Source organism: Streptomyces spongiae, from assembly GCF_009377185.1.
GTDB lineage: Bacteria > Actinomycetota > Actinomycetes > Streptomycetales > Streptomycetaceae > Streptomyces > Streptomyces spongiae.
On sequence record NZ_VJZC01000135.1, the window covers coordinates 1 to 20,046 of the forward strand.

The 20,046-nt window shown below is 71.3% G+C and carries 17 protein-coding genes; 10 read left to right on the forward strand and 7 right to left on the reverse strand.

The window, feature by feature from the left end:
- Positions 1-21: 21 nt before the first annotated feature.
- The 5 genes from FNH08_RS53565 to FNH08_RS19980 all read left to right on the forward strand — a co-directional run bounded on the left by FNH08_RS53565 (position 22) and on the right by FNH08_RS19980 (position 4,982).
- The gene (locus FNH08_RS53565) at positions 22-87 is read left to right on the forward strand and encodes a putative leader peptide (protein WP_322724904.1); all 66 of its coding nucleotides are present in this window, start codon (positions 22-24) and stop codon (positions 85-87) included.
- Positions 88-169: 82 nt separating this feature from the next.
- A complete protein-coding gene (locus FNH08_RS19965) occupies positions 170-1,378 on the forward strand; it encodes an LLM class flavin-dependent oxidoreductase (protein ID WP_322724896.1) in 1,209 nt (402 codons plus the stop codon).
- Positions 1,379-1,397: 19 nt separating this feature from the next.
- Positions 1,398-2,771, forward strand: a complete 1,374-nt coding sequence (locus FNH08_RS19970) for an NtaA/DmoA family FMN-dependent monooxygenase (protein WP_152772856.1) — start codon at positions 1,398-1,400, stop codon at positions 2,769-2,771.
- Positions 2,768-3,841 (forward strand): LLM class flavin-dependent oxidoreductase, encoded by a 1,074-nt coding sequence (locus FNH08_RS19975; RefSeq protein ID WP_322724898.1) that lies wholly within the window; start codon positions 2,768-2,770, stop codon positions 3,839-3,841. Before FNH08_RS19970 ends, FNH08_RS19975 begins: the two co-directional genes overlap by 4 nt.
- Positions 3,834-4,982, forward strand: coding sequence for an LLM class flavin-dependent oxidoreductase (locus tag FNH08_RS19980; RefSeq protein ID WP_152772857.1), 1,149 nt, complete (start codon positions 3,834-3,836; stop codon positions 4,980-4,982). Before FNH08_RS19975 ends, FNH08_RS19980 begins: the two co-directional genes overlap by 8 nt.
- On the opposite strand, the gene FNH08_RS19985 is transcribed toward FNH08_RS19980, so the two are convergent.
- Positions 4,961-5,338 carry a hypothetical protein gene (locus FNH08_RS19985; protein ID WP_228034240.1) on the reverse strand — a complete coding sequence of 126 codons (378 nt, stop codon included), beginning with the start codon at positions 5,336-5,338 and terminating at the stop codon, positions 4,961-4,963. The genes FNH08_RS19980 and FNH08_RS19985 overlap by 22 nt on opposite strands.
- 187 nt (positions 5,339-5,525) lie before the next feature.
- Here FNH08_RS19985 and FNH08_RS19990 point away from each other — a divergent pair, with 187 nt between their 5' ends.
- Both FNH08_RS19990 and FNH08_RS19995 read left to right on the forward strand, forming a co-directional pair.
- Positions 5,526-6,491, forward strand: coding sequence for an LptM family lipoprotein (locus FNH08_RS19990; protein WP_152772859.1), 966 nt, complete (start codon positions 5,526-5,528; stop codon positions 6,489-6,491).
- Positions 6,492-6,519: 28 nt separating this feature from the next.
- Complete coding sequence (locus tag FNH08_RS19995; protein WP_152772860.1) at positions 6,520-7,245, forward strand: nucleotidyltransferase domain-containing protein; 726 nt, start codon at positions 6,520-6,522, stop codon at positions 7,243-7,245.
- A gap of 45 nt (positions 7,246-7,290) precedes the next feature.
- Here the strand turns inward: FNH08_RS19995 and FNH08_RS20000 are convergent, their stop codons facing one another.
- From FNH08_RS20000 to FNH08_RS20010, 3 genes are all read right to left on the reverse strand, one after another.
- Positions 7,291-7,716: a VOC family protein gene (locus FNH08_RS20000; protein ID WP_152772861.1), complete on the reverse strand. Its 426-nt coding sequence runs from the start codon at positions 7,714-7,716 to the stop codon at positions 7,291-7,293.
- 49 nt (positions 7,717-7,765) lie between these two features.
- Positions 7,766-8,527, reverse strand: coding sequence for a peptidoglycan recognition protein family protein (locus FNH08_RS20005; RefSeq protein WP_152772862.1), 762 nt, complete (start codon positions 8,525-8,527; stop codon positions 7,766-7,768).
- Positions 8,528-8,702: 175 nt separating this feature from the next.
- Positions 8,703-10,820 (reverse strand): SpoIIE family protein phosphatase, encoded by a 2,118-nt coding sequence (locus tag FNH08_RS20010; RefSeq protein WP_152772863.1) that lies wholly within the window; start codon positions 10,818-10,820, stop codon positions 8,703-8,705.
- Between the two features lie 109 nt (positions 10,821-10,929).
- Here FNH08_RS20010 and FNH08_RS20015 point away from each other — a divergent pair, with 109 nt between their 5' ends.
- Positions 10,930-11,862, forward strand: a complete 933-nt coding sequence (locus FNH08_RS20015; RefSeq protein WP_194238545.1) for an ROK family protein — start codon at positions 10,930-10,932, stop codon at positions 11,860-11,862.
- Between the two features lie 84 nt (positions 11,863-11,946).
- The gene (locus tag FNH08_RS20020; protein WP_152772865.1) at positions 11,947-14,583 is read left to right on the forward strand and encodes a SpoIIE family protein phosphatase; all 2,637 of its coding nucleotides are present in this window, start codon (positions 11,947-11,949) and stop codon (positions 14,581-14,583) included.
- 34 nt (positions 14,584-14,617) lie between these two features.
- Here FNH08_RS20020 and FNH08_RS20025 read toward each other — a convergent pair whose 3' ends face one another.
- The 3 genes from FNH08_RS20025 to FNH08_RS20035 form a co-directional block, all read right to left on the reverse strand.
- The gene (locus FNH08_RS20025) at positions 14,618-15,493 is read right to left on the reverse strand and encodes a carbohydrate ABC transporter permease (RefSeq protein ID WP_322724901.1); all 876 of its coding nucleotides are present in this window, start codon (positions 15,491-15,493) and stop codon (positions 14,618-14,620) included.
- 5 nt (positions 15,494-15,498) lie between these two features.
- The gene (locus tag FNH08_RS20030; RefSeq protein ID WP_322724902.1) at positions 15,499-16,389 is read right to left on the reverse strand and encodes a carbohydrate ABC transporter permease; all 891 of its coding nucleotides are present in this window, start codon (positions 16,387-16,389) and stop codon (positions 15,499-15,501) included.
- Positions 16,390-17,138: 749 nt separating this feature from the next.
- The gene (locus FNH08_RS20035) at positions 17,139-18,437 is read right to left on the reverse strand and encodes a sugar ABC transporter substrate-binding protein (protein WP_322724903.1); all 1,299 of its coding nucleotides are present in this window, start codon (positions 18,435-18,437) and stop codon (positions 17,139-17,141) included.
- A 195-nt stretch (positions 18,438-18,632) separates the two neighbouring features.
- Between FNH08_RS20035 and FNH08_RS20040 the strand changes: the two genes are divergently transcribed.
- Positions 18,633-19,961 carry a glycoside hydrolase family protein gene (locus tag FNH08_RS20040; protein WP_152772866.1) on the forward strand — a complete coding sequence of 443 codons (1,329 nt, stop codon included), beginning with the start codon at positions 18,633-18,635 and terminating at the stop codon, positions 19,959-19,961.
- Positions 19,962-20,046: the final 85 nt, after the last annotated feature.

Consider the following 20,046-nt stretch of genomic DNA (forward strand, 5'->3'; position numbering starts at 1 on the left):
GCCCTGAACCCCCGCCGCCGAATCCGCCTCCACTCCCGGCCGCACATCGATCTCCAGCGCGTGGCCGGCGCGCTCTGTTGTTCCTGACCGGTTCCCTTCATCCGCCGTGCCCCACCCCCGTTCGCGCGTGGGCCGGCGCTCCCGTACGGACCTCCAGGAAGGCACACCCGTGTCCTCAGCACCCCCGTCTCCGCTGCACCTCGCCGTCGCCCTCGACGGCACCGGCTGGCACCCCGCCTCCTGGCGCGAGCCGGTCGCCCGCCCCCGTGACCTGTTCACCGCCGGATACTGGGCCGATCTGGTCGCCGAGGCCGAGCGCGGGCTGCTCGACTTCGTGACCTTCGAGGACGGTCTCGGCCAGCAGTCCTCCCACTTCCTCGAACTCGACGGCCGCACCGACCAGGTCCGCGGCCGGCTGGACGCCGTACTCGTCGCCGCGCGCATCGCCCCCCTCACCCGGCACATAGGTCTGGTCCCGACCACCGTGGCCACCCACACGGAGCCGTTCCACATCTCCAAGGCCATCGCCACCCTGGACTATGTGAGCACCGGCCGGGCCGGTCTGCGTGTGCAGATCACCGCACGCCCGAACGAGGCCGACCACTTCGGCCGCCGCACGATCCCGCGCATCGACACCTACGACAGCCCCGTGGTCACCGACCTCTTCGACGAGGCCGCCGACTACGTGGAGGTGGTGCGCAGGCTCTGGGACAGCTGGGAGGACGACGCGGAGATCCGGGACGCCGCCACCGGCCGTTTCATCGACCGCGACAAGCTCCACTACATCGACTTCCAGGGCGGGCACTTCAGCGTCAAGGGCCCCTCCATCACCCCGCGCCCTCCGCAGGGCCAGCCCGTCGTCACCGCCCTCGCCCACCAGACCGTCCCCTACCGGCTGGTGGCCCGCCAGGCCGACGTCGGCTACGTCACCCCGCACGACACCGACGAGGCCCGCGCGATCGTCGCGGAGATCCGCGCCGAGCAGGAGACCGCCGGCCGCGCCGACCAGACCCTGCACGTCTTCGGCGACCTGGTGGTCTTCCTCGACGACGACCCGGCCGAGGCCGCGGCCCGCCGGGAACGTCTCGACACCCTCGCGGGAGAGCCGTACCCGAGCGACGCCCGAGTCTTCACCGGCACGCCCTCCCAACTCGCGAATCTCCTACAGGAGTTGCGGTCCGCCGGGCTCAGCGGCTTCCGGCTGCGTCCCGCCGTACTCGGTCACGACCTCCCCGCGATCACCCGGGGCCTGGTCCCCGAACTCCAGCGCCGGGGCGCCTTCCGCCGCGCCTACGAGGCCGACACCCTGCGCGGACTGCTGGGCCTGACCCGCCCCGCGAACCGCTACGCCGCTGCCACTTCCGCTGCCACCGCCTGAGCCGGAGGGACCGTACGACATGAGCAAGCCCCAGAAGCAGATCCACCTGGCCGCGCACTTCCCCGGCGTCAACAACACCACCGTGTGGAGCGACCCCGAGGCCGGCAGTCACATCGAGTTCAGCTCGTTCGCCCACTTCGCGCGCACCGCCGAACGCGCCAGGTTCGACTTCCTCTTCCTCGCCGAAGGGCTCAGGCTCCGCGAACAGGGCGGCGAGATATACGACCTGGACGTCGTCGGCCGCCCCGACACCTTCACCGTCCTCGCCGCGCTCGCCGCCGTCACCGAGCACCTCGGCCTGACCGGCACCATCAACTCCACCTTCAACGAGCCCTACGAGGTCGCCCGCCAGTTCGCCAGCCTCGACCACCTCTCCGCAGGCCGCGCCGCCTGGAACGTGGTCACCTCCTGGGACGCCTTCACCGGCGAGAACTTCCGCCGAGGCGGCTTCCTCCCGCAGGAGGAGCGCTACTCACGCGCCAAGGAGTTCCTGGCCACGGCGAACGAACTCTTCGACTCCTGGCACGGCGACGAGATCCTCGCCGACCGGGCCACCGGCACCTTCCTGCGCGACGCGAAGGCGGGTGCCTTCGTCCACACCGGGCAACACTTCGACATCCAGGGTCAGTTCAACGTGCCCCGCTCCCCGCAGGGCCGCCCGGTCGTCTTCCAGGCGGGCGACTCCGAGGAGGGCCGCGAGTTCGCCGCCTCCGACGCGGACGCGATCTTCAGCCGGTACGCCACCCTGAAGGAGGGCCAGGACTTCTACACGGACGTCAAGAGCCGCCTGGCCAAGTACGGCCGTCGTGCCGACCAGTTGCTGATCCTGCCCGCCGCGACCTTCGTCCTCGGTGACACCGACGCGGAGGCGGAGGAACTCGCGGGGGAGGTGCGCCGCCAACAGGTCAGCGGAGCCACCGCCCTCAAGCACCTGGAGTTCGTGTGGAACCGGGACCTGTCCGGGTACGACCCGGAGGGCCCGCTGCCCGACATCGACCCGGACGTCAGCGACCACCACATCGCCAAGGGCCGCGCCCAGGTCCGCATGTACCGAGACCCGCTGGCCGTCGCCCGCGAGTGGCGCGAGCTTGCCGCCGCCCACAACTGGTCCATCCGCGACCTGGTCATCAACACGGGCAACCGCCAGAACTTCGTCGGCTCCCCGGAGACGGTCGCCCGGACCATCAACGACTTCGTCCAGGCCGACGCCTCCGACGGCTTCATCCTCGTCCCGCACATCACGCCGGGCGGCCTCGACGTCTTCGCCGACAAGGTCGTCCCGCTGCTCCAGGAACAGGGCGTGTTCCGCACGGAGTACGAGGGCTCCACCCTGCGCGACCACCTCGGCCTCGCCCACCCCGACGACCTCCGCGAGCAGCGGGCGGCGTCGTGAAGTTCCTCGCCATCACCCTGATCGTGCACCGGCCCGATCCGGTCACCGGCGTGCGGAAGTCCACCAGCGACCGGTTCCGCGAGGTCCTTGCCAACGCCGTGCGTGCCGAGGAGCTGGGCTTCGACGGCTTCGGCGTGGGGGAGCGGCACGAGCGGCCGTTCATCTCCTCCTCGCCGACGGTCGTGCTCAGTCACATCGCCGCGCTGACCCGGCGGATCCGTCTGTTCACCGCGGTGACGACACTCAGTCTGCTGGACCCGGTGCGCGCCTACGAGGACTACGCGACCCTGGACCACCTCTCCGAGGGCCGGCTGGAGCTGATCATCGGCAAGGGCAACGGGGCCGCCCAACGCGACCTGTTCCACGTCACGCCCGAGGACCAGTGGGACCGCAACGCCGAGAGCTACGAGGTGTTCCGGCGGATCTGGCGGCAGGACAAGGTGACCGCCGAGACCCGCTTCCGGCCGCCGCTGAAGGACGCCGAGGTGTGGCCGCGGCCGTACCAGCAGCCGATCCGGGTCTGGCACGGCAGCGCGACCAGCAAGGAGTCGGTGGACCTGGCCGCACGGTACGGCGACCCGCTGTTCTCGGCGAACGTCACCCACCCCATCGAGCCGTACGCCGAGTTGATCCGGCACTACCGCGAGCGCTGGGACTTCTACGGCCACGACCCGGCCCGCATCGCGGTCGGCGCCGGCACGGCCGGGCTCCTGGTGACCCCCACGTCCCAGGAGGCGCTGAAGGTGTACCGGCCGATCTTCGAGGCCAATCTGGCGTTCCAGAAACAGGCCGGCCTGCCGGTGGTCTTCGAGACCGTGGAGGACTTCGTCGAGCGCAGCTCCGCGCTCATCGGCAGCCCGCGGCAGATCATCGAGAAAGTGCGCCGCTACCACGAGCAGTTCGGGCACACGGTCCTGCATCTGCACGCCGACGCGGGCGGGTTGACCGACGCTCAGCACCGGGACTCGCTGGAACTCTTCCAGGCCGAGGTCGCCCCGGTGCTGCGGCGCGACATCCCGGACCCGCCCTTCCTCTGGGGACCCGTACGGGAGGAGCCCGCCCATGCCTGACATCCCCCTCGGCGTCCTCGACCTGGTCCCGATCCCGTCGGGCTCCGACGCGAGCGAGGCCCTGCGCAACTCCATCGACCTCGCCCGGCAGGCCGAGCGTTTCGGATACGCCCGCTACTGGGTCGCCGAGCACCACCTGAACCCGGGTGTCGCCGGTACGTCCCCTGCCGTCGTCCTCGCCCTGACCGCCTCCGCCACCTCCACCATCCGGCTCGGCTCCGGGGCCGTACAGCTCGGACACCGTACGGCGCTGTCCACGGTGGAGGAGTTCGGCCTGCTCGACGCGCTGCACCCCGGCCGGTTCGACCTCGGCCTGGGGCGCTCCGGCGGGCGGCCCCCGGGAGAGAAGGCGGCGCCGCCGCCGACCGCCACCCGGGTCGTCGACGGCCGCGCCCCCAACGGTCTGCTCATCCCGCCCCGCTTCTCCTTCGAGCACGTGCTCCGCTCGCCCCGCCTCGCGCTGCAACGCGAGCTGCTCCTGCTGCCGAACGCCGAGTCGCAGGACTACGCCGAGCAGATCGACGACCTCCTGGCCCTGCTGGCGGGCACCTACCGCACCCCGGAGGGCGTCGAGGCGCACGTCGTCCCGGGAGAGGGCGCCGACGTGGAGGTGTGGATCCTGGGCAGCAGCGGCGGTCAGAGCGCCGAGGTCGCGGGCGCGCGGGGGCTGCGCTTCGCCGCGAACTACCACGTCAGCCCGGCCACGGTCCTGGACGCGGTGGAGGGCTACCGGGCCTTCTTCCAGCCCTCCGAGTTCCTCGACAAGCCGCACGTCAGCGTGTCGGCGGACGTCGTCGTAGCCGAGGACGACGCCACCGCCCGCGAACTCGCCGCCGGTTACGGCCCGTGGGTCCGCAGCATCCGTACCGCCGAGGGCGCCATCGCGTTCCCGATGCCGCAGGAGGCGCGCGCCCACGCGTGGACGGACGAGGACCGGGCCCTGGTCCAGGACCGCCTCGACACGCAGTTCGCCGGCTCGCCGGGCAGGGTGGCCGATCAGCTGGAACAGCTCCAGGAGGCCACGGACGCCGACGAGTTGCTCATCACGACGATCACCCACGACCACGTGGACCGGGTCCGTTCCTACGAACTGCTCGCCGAGGAATGGCGCCGCAGGGGTCACTCCTTCCAGTCGAGCTGATGCTCCGGAGTGCCCACCGACCGTCCGTACGCGATCGCTTCGGCGCGGCCCGCCTCGTCGCCGCGCCGATAGCGGAAGATCCTCCCCGCGAAGACCACCACGCGTTCGTCTCCGGCGGTGAAGTCCGCGTACCAGCCGTTCTCCGGCTCCAGCGCCTTAGCCAGCGCGTCCGCGAGCCCCGCGACGTCGTCGCTGTCGGTCTCCCACTCGACCAACGTCCACGCCTTGGGTTGTGCGGCGGTCGCGCTCTCCGAGAGGTCGAGCCGGCTGACCCCGCGCAACCACAGCCGCGGTCCGTGCGGCTGGAACACCGCGCCGGGGCGGAGACTTTCGCCGAGGACGTATCCGGTGATCACGTGCTGTCTCCCTGGGATCAGTGGTCTTCTCGCGTCACATCGCGCGCTTCGAGTGATGATGCCGCGTCAACTCGCCGCCGAGCCAGAGGTGTCGGTCCATACGTCAGACCGACCTGTGACCCGGCTGTGACCCGGAACTGTGGCCTCCGCCACGGTCGGGTGCGCCGGGGCCTGATGGGGTGGCCCGATGCGCAGAGCCGTCCCCCTCTTACTGGTCCTTGCCTCGGGTCTCGCCCTCACGGCGTGCGGGCAGCAGGCCGACCCGCCCGAGTCCCCCGCACGTCCCACCTCGTCGGACGATCCGCGGTTCCAGCCGCTCGCCGCGTACGACATCTCCGAAGACGACGGGCGTACGATCGGCAGGGCCCGGTGGACGCTCGCCAAGGAGTGCATGGCCCGGCTCGGGTTCGACAGCCTGAAGAACCTCGCCACCGACCCCGTACCCGCCTGGCCCCAACGCCCCTCCGGCACCGGCGTGGCGGTGCTCATCGCCTACCACACGTCGGGCGACCTCCGCTACGGCGTCCAGGACGCCGGGAAGGCCGCGCGGTACGGCTATGAGGTGGCACGGGCCGACTACGAGCGCACGTACCCGGACAAGAAGTGGACCCTGTCCGAATACCTCGCGCTCACCGGCGAGTTCGTCGGGGACGATCCGAAGAGCGTGCGCGGCCACCGGATCCCGAAACGTGGCTGTCTCGGTGAGGCGGACCGTGAGATCTACGGGTCGAACCTCCAGGACCGCATCGACCCCGTCCTGGACCTGGAGTCCGAGAGCCTCCGGCAGGGCAAGCGGGACACTGCCTGGAACAAGGCGGACAAGGCGTGGTCGGACTGTATGCGGAAGGCGGGTTATCGCTACGCCACCCCCGAGGACGCCGCGACCGGCCGCGACCGCGACCGCCAGGAGCTGGAAGAGCAGCTGAACACACCGGGGTACGACCCCGACGAGCCGTCCGCCCTCGAGAAGAAGACCGCGACCGCCGACGCCCGCTGCAAGCAGCGAACCGGCTACGTCCGCACGGTGCACGCCATCGACGTACGCGTCCAGCAACGGCTCATCGCCAAGAACCGGACGAAGCTGGAGGAACAGCGCGACTGGAACCGCGACGCGGTCCGTCGGGCGGGCGACATCATCGAGGACCAGGACTAGGCGCTCCCGGCCGGGGAGAAGAACCCTCATGAAGGAACAGGAAACCGCCGCCGCTCAAGCTCTGCGCCTGGTGACGACCCGCTTCCCGCACGCTCTGGGCGCCGCCCTCGGTGGCTCGGCCGCCCAGGGCCGCGCCACCCCGACCAGCGACCTGGACGTGGCCGTCCTCCTGCCGGACTCGGACAGCAGCCGCCGGGAGGTCATCCGCCATGACGGTCGCCTGGCCGAGTTGTTCCTGAACACCCTCGCGGACGTGCCCGAGTTCTTCGAGTGGGACCGGGCCCGTCGCCGCGGGACCGTCCTGTTCATCCACGCCGAGGGTCTGCCGCTGACCGACCCGCACGGTCACCTGGCCCGTACCCGCGACCGGGCGCGGGCGGTGCTCGCGGCGGGTCCTCCGGAGCTGACCCCGGCGGAGCGGGAGCACGGCCGATACGCGCTCACCTGCTCCATGGACGACCTGGTCGACACCCCGCCCGCCGACCGGTACGAACAGCTTTCCCTCGCCGACCACACCCTGCGCGAGGCCGCACACCTGCTCACCGCCCACCACGGCGCGTGGACGGGCATCGGCAAATGGCTTCCGCGCAGACTGCTGACCGCGGACCCGGAGCGGGGCAGGTCTCTGCTGGACGGTCATCGGGCGGTGGCCGAACGCGCCGACCCCGTGCCGTTGGCGACCGCGGCGGAGCAGGTGCTCGACCTGCTCGGCGGACCGTTGAGGGAGGGGTACTCCCACCGCTGGCGCGTCTGAGCCGGGGGCGGATTCGCGGGGCCGGACGCCGACCGGGTGCTCTCCTCAGACGACCGGCTCGCCGATGCCGATCAGGTTCCCCTCGCTGTCACGGAACCAGGCGGCGCGTTCTCCCCGAGCGCCCTTGCTCGGGTAGTTCCCCTCGATGTCGGCGATGCCGTTCTTCGTTCGGAGGCCGGGTACGTCGACCTCTTCGAACATGACGCCGCGCCGCCTGAGCTCCGACACCAGCGTCTCGATGTCGTCGACCACCCACCCCATCTGGGTGAAGGTGCCGGGCGAGGCTCCCGTCGACCGGAACAGGGCGAACTCCGTACCTCCGCATCGGTACAACAGCCCACCGGGCCGCTCGTCGACAGGCTCCAGACCGAGCTGCTCGGCGTAGAAACGCCGTGCCCGGTCCAGGTCCTGGGCTGGAAGCCTCGTCGCCACACGTCCGCGGGCGAGGATGTTCCCGTCGTCTGCGTTCATGTCCCCACTGTGCCGTGAGCGGTGGCCGAAGGGGCGGAGGCTCCACGCCTCACCCCCCGAGGGCGTCGGCGACCGCGGTCCGGACGGCGGGCAGGTCGGTGTGCACCGTGCCGGGGCACTCCGTCGCCGCCCAGTCGCGGTGGCCGCTGATGGCGGGCACGGTGCGGGTGGCGCCGCTGACCGGATTGCGGTAGGTCACGCTGCCTAGCGGGTTGATGGCGTGTCGCCGGGTCAGGTCGGTCAGGAGCTGGATCAGGGCGGTCCGGGCGGCGCTCGTCGCCGGGGTGCTGGTGAGTGTGCCCAGGAGGGCGATCCCGAGGTTCCCGGCGTTGTATCCGCCGACGTGCGCGCCGTTGACCATGAGGCGCCCCGTGGAATCGTGTCCGAAGATCCCGTCGGTGCCGGACCAGCGACCCTCGTACACCCGACCGCTCGCGTCGATGAGGTAATGGTAGCCGATGTCGCCCCAGCCCTCGCCGACGGCCTGGTTGCGGTAGATCGAGCGGACCACCGCCGCGGGGTCGGGATTCGTGCTGCCGTCCGCCGTGTGGTGCACGGTCAGTGTCTGCACGGGGTAGTAAGCCGTCGGCCAGACCTCGGTCCCGTCGGCGGCGAAACGCAGTGACTCGTCGGCGCCCCAGTCCTGCCGAGAGAGCATCACGGGCGCCGACGGCAAGGCGGCCGCCCGGCTGGGTGGGGCCACGACACCCCAGGTGGCGGCGGCCCCGAGCGCCCCCAGAAGGGTGCGCCTCCGTAAGCGGGCGGCCGCCCGATCCGAGCCGTTCGGCTTGCCTGTGCGCCGTTGCCGCATGTCCGGCACCGCCTTTCCGATCGTGTCGTTCCGGGGGTGTGGTGGTTCGTGCGGTGGGTGAGGTGTGAGCCGGGGCGTCGGACTGATGGTGCGGGCCCCTGTCGGCAGCCGTAAAGACCACAGTTCGGCCTTCGTCGCTCGTGCTCCTGACGGCAGGACCGCGTGGACCAGTTGCTCAGGAGCGTGCCGGCGCGTCGGGGAAGCTCACCAGCTGCGCCAGGAGCAGTGCCACGTCGTCCCGCTCGGTCTCCGGTTCGAGAATGCTCAGCATGCCGTCGCACGCCTCCTCCAACGAGGCGTACGGCTCGGTCAGTTGTGAGCGGAGGCGTTCCAGTCCCGTGCCGATGTCCTCGCCGCGGGTCTCGATGAGACCGTCGGTGTAGAGGGCGAGTACCGACCCTTCCGACACGTCGAATCCCACCTCCTCGAACGCCACTCCGCCGACGCCGAGCGGGGCCCCGGACGGCACGTCGATCACGCGGACCGTACGGGCGCCGCCCCCCTCGGGTTCCGGCTCGACGAGCAGGGGCGGTACGTGTCCCGCCCGCGCGATGACGCAGTGCCGGAGCGAGGGGTCGTACACGGCGTAGGCGCAGGTGGCCATGAGCGCCTCGTCCGGGTCGTGGGTCAGGTCGGTGGCGATGTCGTCGATGTGCTGCAGGAGCTGGGCCGGAGGCAGGTCGAGGACGGACAGGGTGCGTACGGCGGTGCGCAGCAGGCCCATCGTGGCGGCGGCGCGCAGCCCGTGGCCCGTGACGTCACCGATGATCAGAGCCACCCGGCCCCCGGCGAGTTGGGTGACGTCGAACCAGTCGCCGCCGGCCTCGTTGCCCGTACTGGCGGGGACGTACCGGAACGCGATGTGCACCCCGGGCGGTTCGGGGACGTGCTGGGGCATGAGGGCGCGCTGCAGCATGAGCGCACCCTCGCGCTCTCGTGCGTAGAGCCGGGCGTTGTCCAGTGAGGTGCCGGCACGGTCGGCCAGCCTCATGGCGAAGGCGAGGTCGTCCGTGTCGAACGGCGGGCTGTCGTTCGCCCGGTAGACCACGAGCAGGCCGAGCACGACGTCAGCGGCGCGCAGCGGAAGCAGCATCATCGAGTGCACGCCCAGATCCAGGGCGGCCCGGGTCTTGGGGTCGCCCGGGTAGGTGGCGGACCGCACCCGCTCGGGTGAGCCGAGGAGATGCGGGGTGCCGGTCCGCAGGGCCTCGCCGGCGGCCGAGTGCTCCGCGAGGCTCACCGACTGGCCGATCCGCAGCATGCGTTCGGTCAGGGGGTTGGGGTCCACGCAGGCGACGCCCAGCTGGACCAGGGGAGTGCGGTGGGTGGGCGCGTGGCGGGGGAGCTCGCCTTCGGTCACCACCGATTCGAGCAGGACGACGCCGGCGTAGTCGCCGAACGCGGGGACCAGGGTGTCGGCCAGGCGCTCGGCGATCGCCGGGATGTCGAGCAGCCCGGCGACGCGCGAGCCGAGGTCGTTGAGCAGGGTGAGGCGGGCGCGGACGACTTCGTTCTGCCGGGCGATCCGGCGGCGTTCGGTGACGTCCATGACGGTGCAGCCGATGCCTGTCACCCGGTGGCTGGTGTCCTCCAGCCGGCTGCAGGACACGGAGCGAAATCCCTGCCCCTCCGGCCCGGGGAGGGTCACGTCCAGCACGGGCATGCCGGTTCTGAGCACCTGCCGCTGCAACTCCAGGATCCGGTGGCCGACGGGCCCGGCGATCACCTCGTCCACGGTGCGGCCCAGGTGGCTGCGCAGTGGACGGTGGTCGAGCCGGGCCAGTGCCTCGTTCGCCCGGATGCACCTCAGGTCCGTGTCGAAGATCGCGACGCCCAGCGGGGACGACTCGAAGAGCGACTCCAGCGCGGTCCGGCCGGGCTCCCCCGGGGACGGCGGGCTCTCCTCGGCGAGTGACGCGTGGACGAACGCCCTGCCGTCGCCGTCGACGAGGAGGGACGCCTGGACGCGGGTGTGGACGGGGTGGCCGTCGCGGTGGAGCAGGGGCAGGACGCCGCTCCAGCTCTCGGAGCCCAGCAGCTTGGCGAGGATGTCCTCGGGTGCTTCCGCGTCGGTGCCGCCGGCGTCCATGAGCCGGTCGAAGCGGCGGCCCAGTACGTCCTCGCGCGTCCAGCCCAGCAGGTCCTCGACCGACCGGCTCCACAGGGTGATGTGCCCGGTGGCGTTCAGGACGACGACCACGGCGTTCGGTACGAGCAGCGGGGGTTCCGGCGCGCTGAGGGGAGGGCCGGGTCCGCGCGCCGATATGCCGGAAGCATGGGGTGGGAAGGTCACCCGTCACCTCCCTGCACCGGATACCCGAGCTCGTGTACCTGATTATCAACCTATATGTCGGGTAATAATAAAAAAATTCGGGTTTCTGGGTGCTGCCAGAGGGGAGCCCGTGGTGAAGCGTCTGCTCGGCGTCGAGATGGGTGTCGACGAATTGAGATGGGCGCTGATCGTCGGGGACTCGATCGAGCAGAAGGGCAGCACCGAGACTCCTCGGGCGGGCCTCCTGCACGCGATCGACGCCGTGGCCAGGACGACCCGCGGTCACCGCCCGGACCGGCTGGGGGTGGCCGTCCCGGGCGACCTGAATCGCACGACCGGCGCGGTCGGCGAGGGCAGCATGAACCTCGTCGGTCCGTGGGCCGGCTACCCGCTGCGGGACGAGCTGGCGTACCGCGTCGGATGCCCGACCGAGATCCTCAACGACGCCCGTGCGTTCGGCCACGGCGAACTCGCGATGGGCGCGGCGAAAGGCCTGGAGAACGTCCTGTTCATCATGTTGCACAGAGGTGGCGTGGGCGGTGCCTACGCCTTCGAGGGGCGGATCCTGGCGAGCCCGGACGACCGGCTCGGCGAGTTCGGCCACCTGACCGTGGAGCCCGGCGGTACCTCCTGCCCGGGCTGCGGCGGACGGGGGTGCCTGGAGACCTTCGCCAGCGGCCAGGCCATCGTCCGCCGGTTCCGGACCCGCTCCAGCTGGAGTCCGTCCGGAGTGACGGCGGTGACCGACGCGGCCGAGGACGGCGACCGGATCGCCCGGGAGGTGCTCGCCGAGAGCGGACACGCCGTGGGCGTCATCCTGAACAGCCTGGCGGCCGCCTTCCCCGCGCAGGCCGCGGTGGTGGGCGGGGACATCGCGTCCGCCGTACTGCCCTGGATGGCGGACGAGATCAGGGCCGTGCTCGCCGAACGTCCCAGCTGCACCTTCGAGCCGGACCTCCTGCCCGCGACACTCGGGGTCTGGGGCCCCGCGGTGGGCGCCGCACTGACCGTCCCCCTCCCGGTGAGGACGGAGGGACCTCCGCACCCGCCGCCCGAGCAATAGGCTGGAAGACAGACGGGGCTCCGGCGGTGAACCATTTCGTCCGAGAAGCACAGTCGCAGGTCTCCTGCGGCGAGGTGAGTGACGATGCGTTCCAGCAGTGACACTCCGCGACCGAAGGGCGGGGAAGGGAACCCCGTCCACCCGACCGACGCCGTGGCCGCCATCGACGCACACGGCCTCGTCACGGCGTGGAACCAGGGCGCCCGGCAGCTGCTCGGCTACGCGCCCGCCGACGTGCTCGGCCGTCCCGCGTCCCTCCTGCTCGCCGCCGACCCGCCCCCGGCCGCCCTGCGGCACGCGGTCGCGTCACAGAGCTGGAGCGGCCGGGTCGCACTGTGCCACCAGGACGGCCACCGCCTGGAGGCGGACCTGCGGGCATGGTCGGCGCCGACCGCCGACGGACAGCCCCAGTGGTTCCTCGTCCACTCCCCGGCGCAGTCGCAGACCACGAGCGCCCACGACGACGCGCAGCTCCTGGAGTGGGCATTCGCGCGCTCCCCGCTCACCATGGCGGTCTACGACCTCGACGGCCGCATCCTGCGGATGAACACGGCGACACGGCGCCTGCTCGGCTTCGACGAGCACAAGGTGCTCGGACGCGTCGTCGAGGACCTCTACAGCGACGCCAAGGAGCAGGGCGTACCCTCCGCCCCCGCCTTCTCCGAGCGCGTGACCGACACGATGCGCTCCGTGGCCCGGACGGGCCAGGGGGTCCGCTACGAGGTCTCCGCCCCGACGGCGTCCGGGACCGGGAACCTGACCTGGTGGGCGGTCACCATGTCACCCGTGACGGATCCGGACGGCAGGATCCACGGAGTGTTCACGGCGGGATGCGACATCACCGGGCAGTACGAGGCCCGGCAGCGGCTCGCCGTGCTCAACGAGGCCAACGCCCGGATCGGCACCAGCCTGGACGTGGCCCGGACCGCGGACGAGCTCGCCGACATGGCGGTCCCGCTGTTCGCCGACTTCGTCAGCGTCGACCTGCTCGACTCCGTGCTGCACGGCGGCGAGCCCCTCTCGGGCCCGGTGGTGGGCACGATCTCCCTGCGCCGGGTGGCCCACCGGTCCGCGACCGAGGGCGCCCCCGAGGCCGTGGTCGAGCTGGGCGCGGTGGACACCTACCCGGACTACTCGCCGCCTGCCCGCGCCCTGGCCTCCGGGCTGCCCGTGCTGAGCGGGAAGGACGACGAGGACTTCGACCGGTGGGCCCGGTCGGACCCCGCCAGGGCCGCCCGGGTACGCGACTACGGCTTCCACTCCGTGATGTCGATACCGGTACGGGCCCGCGGCACCACGCTCGGCGTGGCGGTCTTCGCCCGCCGGCGCGCCGAGCCCTTCGCCCCCGACGACCTGGTCCTGGCCGGCGAGATGGTGGCCAGGGCGGCCGTCTGCGTCGACAACGCCCGCCGCTACACCCGCGAGCGTGACACCGTACTGGGCCTGCAGCGCAGCCTGCTCCCGAGACAGCTGCCGCAGCAGCCGGCCGTCGAGGTCGCCACGCGCTATCTGCCCGGCTCCACCCAGGCCGGCGTCGGTGGCGACTGGTTCGACGTGATCCCGCTGTCCGGCACCCGCGTCGCCCTCGTCGTCGGAGACGTCGTCGGCCACGGCATCCAGGCGTCGGCGGCCATGGGACGGCTGCGGATCGCCGTACGCACCCTGGCCGACGTCGACCTCGCCCCCGGCGAGCTGCTCACCCAGCTGGACGACCTGGTCATCCGCCTGGCCGCGGAGAGCAACAGCGGGGCCGGCGAAGGCCGGGACGAGGACGGCCGCGAAGGCCGGGACGAGGACGGGACCCGCACCGGGGGGACCGATCGCGCCGGGACCACCTCTCATGCCGCGAGGACCGATCGCGCCGGGACCCCGGAGGGGCTGGAGACCTCACAGGCCCTCGATGCGGCCGAGACCGAGGGGACCGCCGAGACCGAGGGGACCGCCGAGACCGCCGGAGACATGGCCGCCACCTGCCTGTACGCGGTGTACGACCCCGTCACCCGGCACTGCTCCATCGCCCGGGCAGGCGGCCCCGCTCCCGCTCTCGTCCGGCGCGACGGCACGGTCGAGCTGCTCGACGTCCCCGCCGGTCCCCGGCTCGGTGTCGGAGGTCTGCCCTTCGAGGCCACGGAGCTGGACCTGCCCGAGGGCAGCCTGGTCGCCCTCTTCACCGACGGCCTGATCAACGCCCAGGCCGGCAACCTGGACACACTGAGCCGCGTCCTGTCCCACCTCCCCGGGCAGGACCTGGAGGACATCTGCGACACCGTGCTGGAGAGGCTGCTGCCCGGTCCGCCCACGGACGATGTCGCCCTGCTCATCGCCCGTACCCGCGCTCTCGACGCCGACCGGATCGCCACCTGGGACCTGGCCCAGGAGCCCTCCGTCGTCAGCGACGCCCGCAAGGTGACGTCCGACCAGCTGGCCCGCTGGGGGCTGGACGACCTCACGTTCACCACGGAACTCGTCGTCAGCGAGTTGGTGACCAACGCCATCCGGCACGCCGAGGCCCCCATCCGGCTGCGGCTGATCCAGGACCAGTGCCTGATCTGCGAGGTCGCCGACGGCAGCAATGCCGCGCCGCACCCGCGCCGGGCCCGCAGCTTCGACGAGGGCGGCCGCGGCCTGCTGCTCGTCGGTCAGATCACCGACCGCTGGGGCAGCCGCCAGACACCCACGGGAAAGATCATCTGGACCGAGCAGTGCCTCCCCACGGCCTGACCGAGGGGCCCGCCGCTCACCCTCTTCACCCCCTTCACTCCCTGACGGCCGAACTCGCCACGCCCTGCACGAACCAGCGCTGGAAGACCACGAACGTCACCAGAACCGGAGCGACGAGCAGGACACCGAACGCCAGGATCTGTCCCCAGTCCGGGGGCTCCTGCCCCTGGAACACACTCAACTCCAGCGGCAGCGGCCGTACGGAAGGGTCGGAGATCATCAGCACCGGCCACAGGAAGGCCCCCCACTGGATGAGGAAGGTCAGGATGGCGACGGAGGCGAACACGGGCTTGGACATGGGCAGGACGATCGAGAAGAACGTACGCCACGGCCCCGCGCCGTCGATCCGGGCCGCCTCCTCGATGCTGCGCGGGACGCCGCTGAAGAACGCGTGGAACTGGTAGACCGAGAAGGCGTTGGCGATGAACGGCAGGGCCAGGATGTACACGGTGTTCCGATGGTCGTTGAACAGATAGAACAACGGCACCGCCACCGACTCGAACGGCACCAGCATCAGCAGCAGTACGACGGCGAACGCGGCGTTCCGCCCTCTCCAGCGCAGCCGGGACAACGCGTACCCGGCCATCGAGTTGACCAGCAGCCCGCCCACGACCACCACGGTCGTCACGGTGAGCGACACGGTCATGAACTGCCAGAAGTAGCCGGTGCTCTCGGAGGAGAGGCTGTCGAACACTCCCCGGTAGTTGTCGAGGGACAGGTGCGTCGGCACGAGGCCCGCGAACCCGTCCAGCACCTCGTCCGAGGGCTTGAAGCTCCCGATGACCAGGTACAGGGCGGGCAGCACGAACAGCAGGGCGAGTACGCCGAGTGCCAGATAGTCGCCGACGCGGCGCAGCCGTCCGTACGGCCGCCGCCCGCCGCGCGTTCCCCGGGGTCTCACACCGCTCACACCGCTCACCCCGGCTCGCTCTCGGGGCGCACGAAGCGGCGCTGCAGGAGCGTCAGGGTGACGACGATGACGAAGAAGACCACCGTGATCGCCGAGGCCCTGCCGATGTTGCCCGCGTCGAAGGCGATCGTGACGGCCTCGTACATGACGGTACGGGTGGCGTTCTCGTCGAGGCCTCCGCCGCCCTTGATCAGGATGTAGATCTGGTCGAAGACGCGGAAGGCCAGCACCGACGTCAGCAGCGCCACGAAGACCAGGGTGTTCCTGATCCCCGGGAGCGTCACATGGCGGAACTGCTGCCAGCGGCCGGCCCGGTCGATCTTCGCCGCCTCGTACAGCTCCTCCGGGATCTGCTGGAGTCCGGCCAGCAGGATGACCATCTGGAAGCCCACGCCCTGCCAGACCGACAGCACCACGACGGACGCCATCGCGGTGGTGGCCGAGCCCATCCAGTCGTACGCGGTCCAGTGGCCGAAGGTGAGGTACGACAGCGCCGTGTTGAGCATGCCCTGGTCACTGCGGGAGAGGATCAGCCGCCAGATGACGGCGACCAGGGCCATCGGGAAGACCACGGGCAGGAAGAAGAGGGAACGGAACACGCCGATTCCCTTCAGCCGGCGGTTGAGCAGCACGGCCAGGGCCAGGGCGAGGCCCGTCTGCAGCGGCACGACGGCGGCGGCGAAGATGAGGTTGTTCAGCAGTGACCGCAGGAATTCGTCCGACAGGTCGGGGTCGGTGAACAGCCGCCGGTACTGCTCCACACCGAAGAACTCGGGCGGCCGGGGGGAGCCGAGCCGCACGTTGTAGAAGGACAGCACCACCGCGTAGACGAACGGCACCCCGACGAACCCGATCAGCCCGAGCACGGCGGCCACCGCCATCAACGGCCCGTGCACCGGCTCACGGCCCCCTGGACCCAGGCTCGCGCTGCCCGCACCGTGGCTCGCGCCACCCGGGCCTCGACTTCCGCCTCCTGGGCCTCGGCTTGCGTCTCCTGGGTCTCGGCTTGCGTCGCCCTGGTCTCGGTTTCCGCCTCCTGGGTCTTGGCTGGCGTCGCCCGCGCTGTGGGTTGCGCTGCCTGGGTCTTGGCTTGCGCTGCCTGGGCCTCGGCTCGCGTCGCCCGGGCCGTGGCTTGGGCCGCCTGGGCTTCGGCTTGCGCCCTGCGGCTCTCGGCTTTCGCCGCCGGGCGCCTGGCGGCGAAAGCCGGCCGAGTGCCGCGCGACGGCGGTTCCCCGCCACCGGTCGCCGTGCGGCGCGTGCCCACCGCCGAGCTCGCGGCCCCGGTTGCGGGGCAGCGGACCCCGGTCACCAGAACGCCGGTTCCGGTCCTCCGGGATCGGACCCTCGCCATCGGGGGCCTGGTCCTTGCCGTGCGGGGCTTGGCCGTTGCCGTGGAGGGCTCGGCCGTTGCCGTGGGAGGCGCTGTCCCGGCTGTTGGGGGCTCGGTCCTCGCCGTCGGGTGCCTGATCCCGGCCGTGGGGTGCGCCCCGGCTGTCGGGTGCCTGGTCCCGGATGTCGGGTGCCCGGCCCTGGCCACCGGAAGCCCGGCCCCGGTCACCGGAAGCCCGGCCCCGGTCACCGGATGCCCGGCCCCGGCCGTCGGGGCGGCGGTCCCGGTGTGCCGTCACAGGCCTTCCTCACCCGTTCAGTTGAGCTGGTAGTCGTCGTTGTCCGCGTAGTCCTGGTCGATCGCCCGGGCTGCCTTCGACAGGGCGGACTTGGGGTCGGTGCCGCCCCAGATGGCGTTCACCGCGGAACTGAACTCGGTGGTGATCACCGGGTACCCGGCGGTGACCGGCCGGGTGACGGCCACGCAGGACTTCGTGATGTCCGAGTCGCCGCAGGGCTTGTCGAGCTGCTCGGCGAACAGCTGCAGCGGGCCGCCGGCCTTGTACAGCGCACTGGTGGCGAGCACGGACTTCGTTCCGGGCGGCGCCCCATTGGCGTTGGTCATCGCGGTGACGTTCTTGTCGTTCAGCAGGAAGTCCAGGAACTTGCCGGCCGCGTCGCCTTTCTCGGTCTCGGCGCCCAGACCCCAGGCCCACGAGCCCTGCCCGCTCTTGGGCCCGAGGCCGAAGTCCGGCAGCGGCATGATGACGAGGTCGTCACCCAGGGCCTTGCTGTACGTGGGGTAGAGCCAGTGGCCGACCCAGCTGAGCGCGACCCGCCTGCTGGTCATCGCGTTGCCGCCGGTGTTCGGGTCGACGTACGGCTTCCAGGACTGGAACTTCTCGAACGCGTCGACCGCGTCGGGGGAGTCCATCACACCGGTCGCCTTGTTGTCCTCGATGAGCTTGCCTCCGGCCGACCACAGGATGGGCGAGAAGCCGTACGTCCCCCATTCGGTGCCGAGGCCGGTGTCCTCCTGGATGTCGAGGACCTTGCCGTCGGAGTCCTTGGACGCCAGCGCCTTCAGCGCGTCGAGGAACTCGTCGGCGGTCCACGCGTCGGACAGCCCCTTCGGGTAGTTCACTCCGGCGTTGTCCAGCAGGTTCTTGTTGCCGTACAGGCCGAGGGCCGAGTCGTACATGCCGAGGGCGTAGAGCTTCCCGTCCGCCGTGCCCTGGTCCTTGATGCCGTCGGTGGCGTTGTCGACGGTGTCGGACGAGACGAACGAGGAGATGGGGGTGAGCTTCTTGTTGTAGATGAAGTTCGCCATGGTCGGGCCGTCGAACTCCAGGACGTCCGGCAGGTCCGACGGGTCGGTCGCCGTGATCGTCTTGGTGTAGTCCGCGTCGGGGATGAGCTTGAGGCTCGCCGTGACGTCGTTCTGTGAGCTGTTGAAGGAACTGACGGCGTCCTGAAGGGCCTTGGCCTCACTCGCCTGGCCCTGGTGCGCCCAGACGGTGATGTCGTCCTGGCGGCTGCCGGCTTCGCCTTCCGTCGAGCTGTCTCCGTCTCCGCCGCACGCGCTGAGAGCCATGACGGGGAGAACCAGCGCCACGCTCCAGCGGACGATCCGACGCCGACGCCGACGCTGACTCCGACCGATCACGATGAGCCTCCCGAGGGTTTGTCAGTAAATGTCATGCTAGGTGTAGACAAGTCTCCGACAGTAGACGTCGACGTGCGCGTCGGCGCGCGTGTCAGGACCACGGCTCAGCACCACGGCTCAGCACCACAGCGAGGGGAACCACGCATGCGCTACGCACCGCCCGGCCTCTGCGTGAACGACTTCGCCGTCCTGTCCGACGAGGGCGGCTACACCGTGCTTCATCTGCAGGGGCCCTGGACGGACCGCTTCGACCACCTGCGCATGGAGACCTCGTTCGGCCGGGCCACCTCCGCCGATCTGGTGGCCTGGGAACCGCAGGGCACCGCCTTCGGCGTCGGACTGCCGGGCCGGTTCGACCAGCAGGCGGTGTGGACGATGCACCCGTTTCCGTACGGGGACGGGCTGGCCATGTGTTACACCGGCGTCGAAGGGCTGACCGCCGGAGGCTGGCCGCTGCAGTCCGTGGGGCTGGCGTTCTCCGACCGCCGGGACGGGACCGCCTGGCGGCGCCACGGCACCGGGCCGGTGGTACGGGCCGACCCGCGCTGGTACCGGACGGGCGAGAACATGGGCTGGCGCGACCCGTTCGTGGTCCGTGACGACGCGGGAACCGGCTGGGCCATGGTCGTCTGTGCCAGTGACACGTCCCTGCCCTTGCGGGACAGCGGCTGCGTCGGCTACGCCACCTCGCCCGACCTGACGCACTGGCAGGTGCATCCGCCGCTGGTCTCGCCCGGCGACGTCGACCAGCTGGAGTGCCCTGTGCTGGAGCGTACGGAGGACGGCTGGCTGCTGCTCGGGAGCGTGGGTGCCACCAACCGGATCGAGGCGTGGTCGGCGCCGCGACTGGAAGGGCCGTGGGAGCGCCTGGGCCCGGTCGGTCCGCCCGGTGCCTACGCGCCCCGGGTGGTCACCGCCCCCGACGGTGCCAGGGTCGTGCTGCACACCGCTCCCCGTCGGGTCGCTCTGCGGGACTCCGGTGACCTCTGCCGGGGCATGCTCGCCCAGCCCAAGGCGCTGGTCGTCGAACCGGGTGGGGTGCGGCTGGAGTGGTGGAGCGGGCTGGACGCGTGGCTGGAGGAGGCCACCGACCGTCCGGTTCCGCACGCGGTCGGGGACGTCGACCTCACCGGGCCGACGGAGGTCGTCCTTCGCGCGGACGGTGACCGGGCGGTGCTCACGGTCCACTGCGACGAGAAGAACGTGCGGGTGACCGGGCCCGGGGGCTCCCCGCTGCAGGACGCGGCACTCGCACGGCCTGCCCGGCGACTGCGGGTCCTGACCGTTGGTGAGTACGTCGAGGTGTACGCGGACGGTGTGTTCGTGCTGATGACCCTGTGCTACTCGGGTCGCCCCGTGCGCTGGACGGCCACCACCGACCGGGGGGTGCGCCCTGTGCCGGTGCGTCCGGTGCGGCTGCCGAGTCCGTACCGTGACGATGCCTCGGGGATCTGGCCGGGCGCGGTCGCGTGACCCCGACGACGAAATCGCCCCCGCCGCCCCTACCCGTCCCATCCCCAGGGGCGCTGCCCCTTCGACCCCACTCGGGGCTCTGCCC

What these genes read in the sequence shown, in the direction of transcription:
- FNH08_RS19970 (WP_152772856.1), top strand. Translation starts at nt 1,398, where the DNA reads ATGAGCAAGCCCCAGAAGCAGATCCACCTGGCCGCGCACTTCCCCGGC.
- FNH08_RS19980 (WP_152772857.1), top strand. Translation starts at nt 3,834, where the DNA reads ATGCCTGACATCCCCCTCGGCGTCCTCGACCTGGTCCCGATCCCGTCG.
- FNH08_RS19990 (WP_152772859.1), top strand. Translation starts at nt 5,526, where the DNA reads ATGCGCAGAGCCGTCCCCCTCTTACTGGTCCTTGCCTCGGGTCTCGCC.
- FNH08_RS19995 (WP_152772860.1), top strand. Translation starts at nt 6,520, where the DNA reads ATGAAGGAACAGGAAACCGCCGCCGCTCAAGCTCTGCGCCTGGTGACG.
- FNH08_RS20000 (WP_152772861.1), bottom strand. Translation starts at nt 7,716, where the DNA reads ATGAACGCAGACGACGGGAACATCCTCGCCCGCGGACGTGTGGCGACG.
- FNH08_RS20005 (WP_152772862.1), bottom strand. Translation starts at nt 8,527, where the DNA reads ATGCGGCAACGGCGCACAGGCAAGCCGAACGGCTCGGATCGGGCGGCC.
- FNH08_RS20020 (WP_152772865.1), top strand. Translation starts at nt 11,947, where the DNA reads ATGCGTTCCAGCAGTGACACTCCGCGACCGAAGGGCGGGGAAGGGAAC.
- FNH08_RS20040 (WP_152772866.1), top strand. Translation starts at nt 18,633, where the DNA reads ATGCGCTACGCACCGCCCGGCCTCTGCGTGAACGACTTCGCCGTCCTG.